The organism is Desulfobaculum sp. (assembly GCF_054921475.1).
This window is the reverse complement of the sequence record NZ_JBUDSW010000176.1, coordinates 1-7,852: the sequence shown is the minus strand read 5'-3', so window position 1 is coordinate 7,852 and position 7,852 is coordinate 1. Positions and strand designations below refer to the sequence as shown.

Annotated in this window: 6 protein-coding genes and 2 tRNA genes; 1 reads left to right on the top strand and 7 read right to left on the bottom strand. The window is 60.0% G+C overall.

Annotation, left to right across the window (positions count from 1 at the left end; translation table 11 throughout):
- Positions 1 to 216: 216 nt before the first annotated feature.
- The 7 genes from ACY69P_RS11600 to ACY69P_RS11570 all read right to left on the bottom strand — a co-directional run bounded on the left by ACY69P_RS11600 (position 217) and on the right by ACY69P_RS11570 (position 6,374).
- A tRNA-Asp gene (locus tag ACY69P_RS11600) sits at positions 217 to 293 on the bottom strand.
- Between the two features lie 15 nt (positions 294 to 308).
- Positions 309 to 384 (bottom strand) — tRNA-Val (locus ACY69P_RS11595).
- Between the two features lie 675 nt (positions 385 to 1,059).
- Positions 1,060 to 1,449, bottom strand: coding sequence for an acidic tetraheme cytochrome c3 TmcA (gene tmcA, locus ACY69P_RS11590; protein WP_459902009.1), 390 nt, complete (start codon positions 1,447 to 1,449; stop codon positions 1,060 to 1,062).
- 71 nt (positions 1,450 to 1,520) lie between these two features.
- Positions 1,521 to 2,801, bottom strand: a complete 1,281-nt coding sequence (gene tmcB, locus ACY69P_RS11585; protein ID WP_462327580.1) for an electron transfer complex ferredoxin TmcB — start codon at positions 2,799 to 2,801, stop codon at positions 1,521 to 1,523.
- A gap of 180 nt (positions 2,802 to 2,981) precedes the next feature.
- Positions 2,982 to 3,644: a TmcC family electron transfer complex membrane anchor subunit gene (tmcC, locus tag ACY69P_RS11580; RefSeq protein WP_404845251.1), complete on the bottom strand. Its 663-nt coding sequence runs from the start codon at positions 3,642 to 3,644 to the stop codon at positions 2,982 to 2,984.
- 9 nt (positions 3,645 to 3,653) lie between these two features.
- Positions 3,654 to 4,916 carry an electron transfer complex subunit TmcD gene (tmcD, locus tag ACY69P_RS11575; RefSeq protein WP_462327579.1) on the bottom strand — a complete coding sequence of 421 codons (1,263 nt, stop codon included), beginning with the start codon at positions 4,914 to 4,916 and terminating at the stop codon, positions 3,654 to 3,656.
- Between the two features lie 630 nt (positions 4,917 to 5,546).
- Positions 5,547 to 6,374 (bottom strand): zinc ribbon domain-containing protein, encoded by an 828-nt coding sequence (locus ACY69P_RS11570; protein ID WP_462327578.1) that lies wholly within the window; start codon positions 6,372 to 6,374, stop codon positions 5,547 to 5,549.
- Positions 6,375 to 6,562: 188 nt separating this feature from the next.
- Between ACY69P_RS11570 and ACY69P_RS11565 the strand changes: the two genes are divergently transcribed.
- On the top strand, positions 6,563 to 7,783 hold the full coding sequence (locus ACY69P_RS11565; protein WP_462327577.1) for a GAK system CofD-like protein: 1,221 nt from the start codon (positions 6,563 to 6,565) through the stop codon (positions 7,781 to 7,783).
- The last annotated feature ends 69 nt before the right edge of the window (positions 7,784 to 7,852 follow it).

Below are 7,852 nucleotides of genomic sequence, written 5' to 3'. Positions count from 1 at the left end.
GCCTCTGGCGTGACAGGCCAGCGTTATAACCGACTTAACTACGGCTCCGCTATATAAATGATCTGCCGGGTCAGGCTCTTGCCTCTATCTGGCTATGTCCCTCCGGACACGGGCTTCCCCTGGGAACCCTCACCATGATGCGGCGCCCCGCCGCAAAACCCGAACACACTTTGGGGCTTGAGAAAGGCCCGGACGAACCGGGCCTGTACTTTCAAATGGCGGAGCCGACGAGACTCGAACTCGCGGCCTCTGGCGTGACAGGCCAGCGTTATAACCGACTTAACTACGGCTCCGCATTGTGGCTGTGGTGGTGGGCGGTACAGGGCTCGAACCTGTGACCCTCGGCTTGTAAGGCCGATGCTCTCCCAGCTGAGCTAACCGCCCCGCCTTTCCCCGCAACCGGGAACAGCTAAATAGCCAGACACCCTGCGCTTGTCAACGGTTTTTTTAAGAAAGTGTCATTTTCTTTCTGGCAGTGCCAGAAACCGTTGCACGCTCTGATTTCCAAAGAAACCCCGGTGCCTTGAGGCGGGAACTTAAAGAACTCCCGCCACCCCGTCAAGCCCAAAATACGCGGCCCGTGCAAGGGCACGTGGAGCGCCCAAAGTGGCGAAAGCTGGCGGCCTGAAAGGACTCTGCTGATGGTGGGGTGGCTCCAACCTGAGATACGCACTGCGCCGCGGATGCGCACCCGGCCTTCCCGCCCACCTGCCAGCGCCGCCCAGTCCACTTCGCGGCCGCCACGAGCGGCATAGCCCTTTGGATGCATCAGGGAACACGCAGAAAGGAGAAGCGACGGCATAGGGGGCAGACTAGGCGGCGGCGGACAAAGCCCCCTGAAAAAAAGCGTAGAGCGCCCTTCTCCGCACTCCTGCCATGCCGCGCGCCCTCGTGCCGCTATAACCTCTTACCTATGTTCCCGGACAGAAGTGTTACCCATGTTCCAGGTTGCCCCCCTCGCCTCGCACTGCCCCCAGCCCTGCCCTCAAAACCCAATATCCATAGAAAAGGCCGCCCCTTCTTGCGAAGAGGCGGCCTTCAAGGCGCTATGGCGGGTGCTTACTTCACTTCGTGACAGCCACCGCAGGTCACCGGACCCTTGCCTGATTCCACGTGGCAGCTCTTGCACTGCTTGTGGTAGGCGAGGCGCAGTCCGGGGGTGGAACCCTGAGACTCCAGAGTGTGGCAGTCCGCGCAGGGAATGCCAACGGAGTCCATATCTTCGACCAGCTTGCCATCCTCATAGTAGTGGTGGCAGGAGGCGCAGTCGTAGAGTTCCGCCTTGTCGTTATGTTCATCGTGCTTAAAGGTCGCCGGCGGACGCTGGTCCGTCATAAAGGCCGGGTCGCTCAGTTCGACGATGTCGTCCTGCGAATAGGCCGTGGCGATGAACAGGAACGTCGCCAAGGCAGCCACGGCCGCGAAGATGCCCAGTCTCTTCATTTTCATGGTCGTATCCCCTCTGCTGCGCGGCCCGCACGGCGGCGGGCACACAGCTGATTACAAGTCGTGGCTTTCCGCTATTCGGATTCGGGCCTTTCCATATACTCGAAGATGATGTCGCCCAAGAACTTGAGCTCCATCTCCAAGCCGTAGTGATGGATAATGTCATCAAGTCCACCGTGGCAGTTATGGCACGGGGAGACGATGGTGTTGATGCCCTGATCCTTCATGCGTGCCAACTGCTCGGCCTTGGCCTTGTTGGACAGCACGCGCTTGGTCTTCCACGGCGGTCCGCAGTTGATGACGCCACCACCTGCATTGCAGCAGAGGTTGTGTTCGCGGTTCGGCTCCATCTCAACAACGCCCTGCGTGAAGACGTTGGCGACATGGCGGCCAAGCTCGTGCAGGCCGCGACCACGCACGGTGTTGCACGGGTCGTGGAAGGTCACCTTTTCGGGGAACTTCTCGCGGCACTTGAGCTTGCCTTCCTGGATAAGCTGGAAGAAGAACTCAATGGAGTGCACCATCGGTACGGGAGGCATGCGCCACCCAAGCCAGCGGTTACCCACGTCGTAGACGCTTCGGAAGGCGTGTCCGCACTCGCCCATGACGATCTTTTTCACTCGCAGGCGCTGAGCGGCTTCGTAGTGGGCCTTTTTGATGCGGCCCATGGTCTCGAAGTCGCCGGTGAACATGGCCATGTCGGAGTTATCCCAGCCGGGCTCCTCGGGCATGGTCCAGTCAAGACCCGCCACCTCAAAGATGGCCGCAGCCTGATAGATGAGGTGGGTACGGAACTTCGGCTCCGGCGCGATGACGGAGTACATGAAGTCCGCGCCTTCCTTGGCAACGGGGATACGCAGCTTCGGGAACTCGTCCCGGGCTTCGTCTTCCTGCCACTGCAAGGTGTCCACCCACTCGTCTTCCTTGACCCACATCTGGTTCATGGTGGCGGAGTGGCTGTTGGCGGTATCCTGAATGTACTGCGGAGTCATGCGCAGCTTCGAGCAGATGCGGCGCACGGTCTGCAGCATGTAGGCGATATCAATGCCAAAGGGGCAGTACTGCTGACAGCGTCGGCAGAGGTTGCATTCCGTGGATGAGATAACGGAACACTCGCGAACCTCTTCCGGGGTCAGGCGGCCCTTTTTCTTCAGCATCTGCCAGATGGTGCGCTTTACCTTGCCAACGGGGGAGTACTTGGGGTCCTTGTCGTTGGAGAGGTAGTGGTGGCAAGCCTCGGAGCACAGGCCACAGTGCACGCAGGTTTCTACGTACGCTTTGAGGCGTGCGCCGCACTCGCCCTGCAGCACCTGATTAATGGTCGATTCAATCTTTTCGGGCGTCAGATTCTTCATGCCCTCTTCGAGGGCGTAGTCCTCAATGCTGTCAAAGTCGTACTTGCCGTCGGCCTTATCGGTAACAGCCTTGGCACGAACCTTCTCAACGTATGTCATCGAGGCTTCGGCGTTTTCCACACGTTCGGTGTTTTCAGCCATATTCCTTTCTCCTTCAAGAAATATTGTCGCGTCCCTTGCCTACCAGTCCTTCACGTGACGGACAGCGCCGAATTCGGACGCGGTGTAGCCACGGGTAAAGACGAAGTAGAGCATGTGCGCAAGCCGCGTAAACGGAATGCACACCAGCATCAGTTCGCCAGCCAGCACGTGCAGGGTGGTCAGCAGCAGCGGATCACCAATGTGATGGTAGGCAAGGATGCCGGTCAAAAACGGGGCCGCGACAACAGCCAGGATGGCAAAGTCGGAGGCGCTGGTGACATACTTGACGTGAGGCAGAGCAATTCTGCGCCAGCCAAAGTACAGACAGCCGGCCACGACCACGAAGGCAGCGATGTCGGCCACCTGATCGGGCAGCGTGGGCCAGCTCCAGCCCAGAGAACTCTCTTCGAGAAGGACAACGTGACCCAGCGTAAAGATGGGCACGAGGATGAGTCCCACGTGGAAGAGGAACGTCACAATGGTCATCACCGGCTGCAGACGGGAGTTCGTGCTGCCAAAGGGGATGAGCCAATGGAGCATGGACTTGAGCGCATGGCTCCAGCTCCAGTACTCAAAGACGTAGTTGTCTTTCTGCTTGGCAAGGCTCAGCAGCGAGGCAAGGCGCCAAATGCTGCCGATGATGAACACAGCAAAAGTCACCCAGACAAGAGGTCCGCTTACGAAGTTGTATACGCTTTGCATCTCTCCCTCCTATCCGGTGATTTCGGAAACAGGCATCACGCGGCGGTAGTACTTGCCGCCTTCGACACACCGGACCATCACGCTTTTGGAATCCGGGCTGAACGTCGGCGTCCAGCAGGATTCGCAGGCGTGGCCGTATTCCTTGCCGTCCACGACAACGGTGTACTTGCCGCCCTTCTCAACCAGCGCGCCAACGTGCTTTCCGTCGGGGCTGATGGTGGGGGCCCAAGCCATGTCGTAGCGGCCAGACCATGCTGCGCCGTTGACCATGACGGTCCACTTGCCATTCTCCTTGCCCAGCGCGGCAATGGTCTTGCCGTCCGGGGAGATGGTGAGGTCCGTGACCATTTCGCCGAAGGTGGTGTTCCAGGCGGTGCCGTTTACGGCCACAGTCCACTGGCCGAACTTGGGCGACACGACGGCGGCCAGAGCGCTGCCGTCCGCGCTGTACTGCGCGTGCCAACACTGGATAAAGAACGGCCACGCCACGTTGCCGTCCTGCGCGATGGTCCACTTGCCGCCCTGTCGCACGGGGGCGACAACGGAGCCGGTGGACGGATTGAACGCAGGACGCCACACGCTCTGGTACACTTGGTTCCAGGGCTTGCCGTCGACGGTGATGGTGTAGTCATACAGGGACAGGCGGGTCTCGCCGGCAAGGCGTTTGCCGTCGGGCGAGAAGGCCAGTCCGAAGATGTTGGTGAAGTTGCGATCCCACGCCTGACCATTGATGGCGGCGGAGTAGGTGCCCTCTTCAAATTTGTAGATCTCGGCCTGTCCCATGTCCACAGTCTGCACAGCGGCAGCCGTGGCGGTGCCATCGGGACTCATGATGAAGTTGTTGGCGTTTGCGTAGAGGTTGTCCCACAGCTTTCCCTCTACGGCGATGCCGTACCTCATGTCCTGCTGCACGGCGCAACCAATTTTGGAGCCGTCTTCGCTGAACATGAAATTCCATGCGTAACCGAGGGGGCCCTCCCAGGCGGTGCCGTCGACAACGACGTACCATTCGCCCATCTCCTGAGCGAAACCGCACAGGCGTCCATCCGGAGAGTACCTAAGACCCCACACACGTTCATACGTGTTTTCCCAGGGTTCCTCACCATTGATGGACGGGGTGAACTCTCCCTCCACGTTGACCACGGCGGCAATCTGTTCGCCGTCCGGGCTTGCATGAAGTTCCTCTACCCACTCGTACTTGTCTCTGCTGGCCCCGAGGTCCGCAATTACGCGCTCGCCCGGTTCCCAGTTCCATTTTGCAGAAACCACCATAGCCCTCCTTCCAACGCCGGTGGCGTCACACGGTTTGGGGTTTTCTGATATCCTGTGTATCTTCTCGAATGCTTTGAAGTTTCCCGACCACCCTTAAACTTGTCACACTGGGTTTGTCCAGAATTTTGCCCATAACGCGCCTAAATATTTCAGGACATCACAAGCCCATTTTTTCAATCGTGAACGTTTCGCTCAAGTTCTAACCACCTGAAATATCACATCCTTTATGATGCTCATAAAAACGGGAAGCTTTTGCGCCCAATCGCCGCGCGGCCCCGGCTTGCACATCTTTTCACATATTCTGTTGCCGAAATGGAAAAGACTGTCAGCACGGCGACACCGCCGCCCCGCTCTGCCGCATCGGCTAGCCAGCCGCCACCAACACATGCGGGACCTGCCAAGGCGTATACACCGGAATCGCTTTGCAATCCAGCAAGCCGTTCATTCTTTGCATACTATTATGGTAATGAACACCATAAAAAGCGCATTTCGCCCCACTTTGCACGGCCCGGCATGGATTTTTGCGCCCCCACCTCTCCAGCGCGCGTTCATCCGGCGCGCAAAAAGAGCGCCCTCCCGCACTGTTGCGGGAGGGCTGAATTTCGGCCCGGTTGTGAACTTTGGAACGATCTACGCCGTGTATCCCTCAAGCAGCTTTTTCAGCTCCTTGTCCGCGCAGCGCAGTTCGGGGTCCGGCTCGGGATTTACGATGCGCGCCGGTGCGACCTTGTCGCGAAAGGACAGCCTGCCGTTGTCCACAGGCGCGCGGGAAACCTCAACCCGCGCCACTTCGTGCAGACGCGAAAAGTCAAAGTCCGGTGGTATTTCGCGCACCGCATCGGCGGAGATGAGCACCTCCGTCACGCTGCCGTACAACTGCTCCCCCCACGACGCCGCAAACTGGGCACCATGGACAAAGCTGAACGCCGCCGGAAAGGAATCCTCATAGGGCGTGGTCATCACGGCATCCACAGTGAACACCCCGGCACTGTCGTGCCCACGCAGCGCCTCGGCGAGGGCGAGGATGATATCCGGCACGCAACTGTCCACGCCGTCGCGCGGGGGGACGCAGCACGCGCCCATAAAGGCGAGGCAATTGTACTTGAGCTCCCTGTCGTACCGCATCAGCGCCGTGGCGCAGGAAATGTCAAAAAACGTGATGCCGCGCCGCTTGCGAAGCTCCCGCAGGAAGTAGAACAGCATGTTGTATTCCGCGGTCTTCTTCTCATAGCCCCAATCGCGCAGCAGCTGCGCCATGCGGCCAAACCATTTTACTTCCTTTTGGTGCTTGCGCTTGTTGACGGGAATGCCTGTGGCGTCGGCGGCAAGGTTCTTTCGCGGCGAAAGAATCAGCGTTTTCCCGCACCCGCCGGAGCACGACACTTTGGCTCCACTTTCGGGCACAACCTCTGCCTTGAGGCGGTATTTTTTCTGACAGGTGACGCACTGGACAATCATGCTCCCCCCTCCAGCTCGCTCCAATCCCCCACGGACCAGAATTCAGCGCATAATACTACGAAGCGTGGCTTTTTCAAAACAGCCATCAGCCCAAAATGCGCGGCCCGGCGCCGTCTCCGCGCCCGCAACCAGGCGCACCCGCATCAACATTCTGGATTTTGGACCATTTTTCCCGTAATCATATGCGAATGAGCGAAACGTCCCCTACGAAGCGCCCCCAGAGCATCCGCATCGCGCGCAAGGCGCAACTGCCGGACCCGGTCAAGCTGGCCCGCTACGAGAAAAGCCCGGAGCTTGGGCCGCGCATTCTCTTTTTTAGCGGGGGTACGGCTCTGCGCGAGTTGTCCAGCACGCTCATCCGCTCCACCTACAACTCCGTGCACCTCATCACGCCCTTTGACTCCGGGGGCAGTTCCGCCAAACTGCGCAAAGCCTTTGCCATGCCCGCCATTGGGGACATCCGCAACCGCCTCATGGCCCTTGCGGACCACTCCCTGCACGGCAATCCGCAAATTTTCGAGCTGTTCGCCTACCGCCTGCCCAAGGCCGACCCCGCGCCGCAGCTGCTGCGCGAGCTGGGGCGCATGAACGCCGGGGAGCACCCCCTTGTGGCGAACATCCCGAACCCCATGCGGAAAATCATCCGGCACTACCTATCGGTCTTTTTGGAGAAGATGCCCACGTCCTTCGACCTGCGCGGGGCCAGCATCGGGAACATCGTTCTGGCGGCGGGCTATCTGGAAAACCGCCGCCACGTCTCGCCGGTCATCTACATTTTCTCCAAGCTGGTCCGGGTACGGGGCGAAGTGCACCCCATTCTCAACGCGGACCTGCACCTTGCCGCGCGCCTTGAGGACGGCTCGGTCATCGTGGGGCAGCACAAATTGACGGGCAAGGAAACCCCGCCCCCGCCAAGCCCCATCGCCGAGGTCCACCTCACGGCGTCCCTTGACGACACCGCGCCGGTCAGCGCCGCCATCCCCGACAAGATTCAGGACTTCATCAACACGGCGGAGCTTATCTGCTACCCCATGGGCAGTTTCTATTCCAGCGTCATGGCCAACCTCCTCCCGCAGGGCGTTGGGCGCGCCATCGCCAGCACGGACTGCCCCAAAGCCTTCATCCCCAACCTTGGGGACGACCCGGAAAGCCGTGACATCCCCCTCACGGAGCAAGTCCGGCGGCTTATCGTGCAACTGCGGCGCGACACCATGGCCACAACGCCCGTCGCCCGGCTGGTGGACTTTGTTCTGGTGGATTCCGAGCGCGGCACCTATCCCGGCGGCATCAATATTCGTGAGCTGGAAGCCCTTGGCGTGCGCGTTATCGACACCCCACTTGTCACCGACGCCAGCGCCCCGCTCATCGACGCCGAACGCCTCGCCCCCATCCTGCTTTCCCTGACCTAAACAGCCCCTCTGCGACCACGCCTGCGCAGAAGAGCCTTCGCGTATCCCGGCGGCCCGCCCCTGCATGGG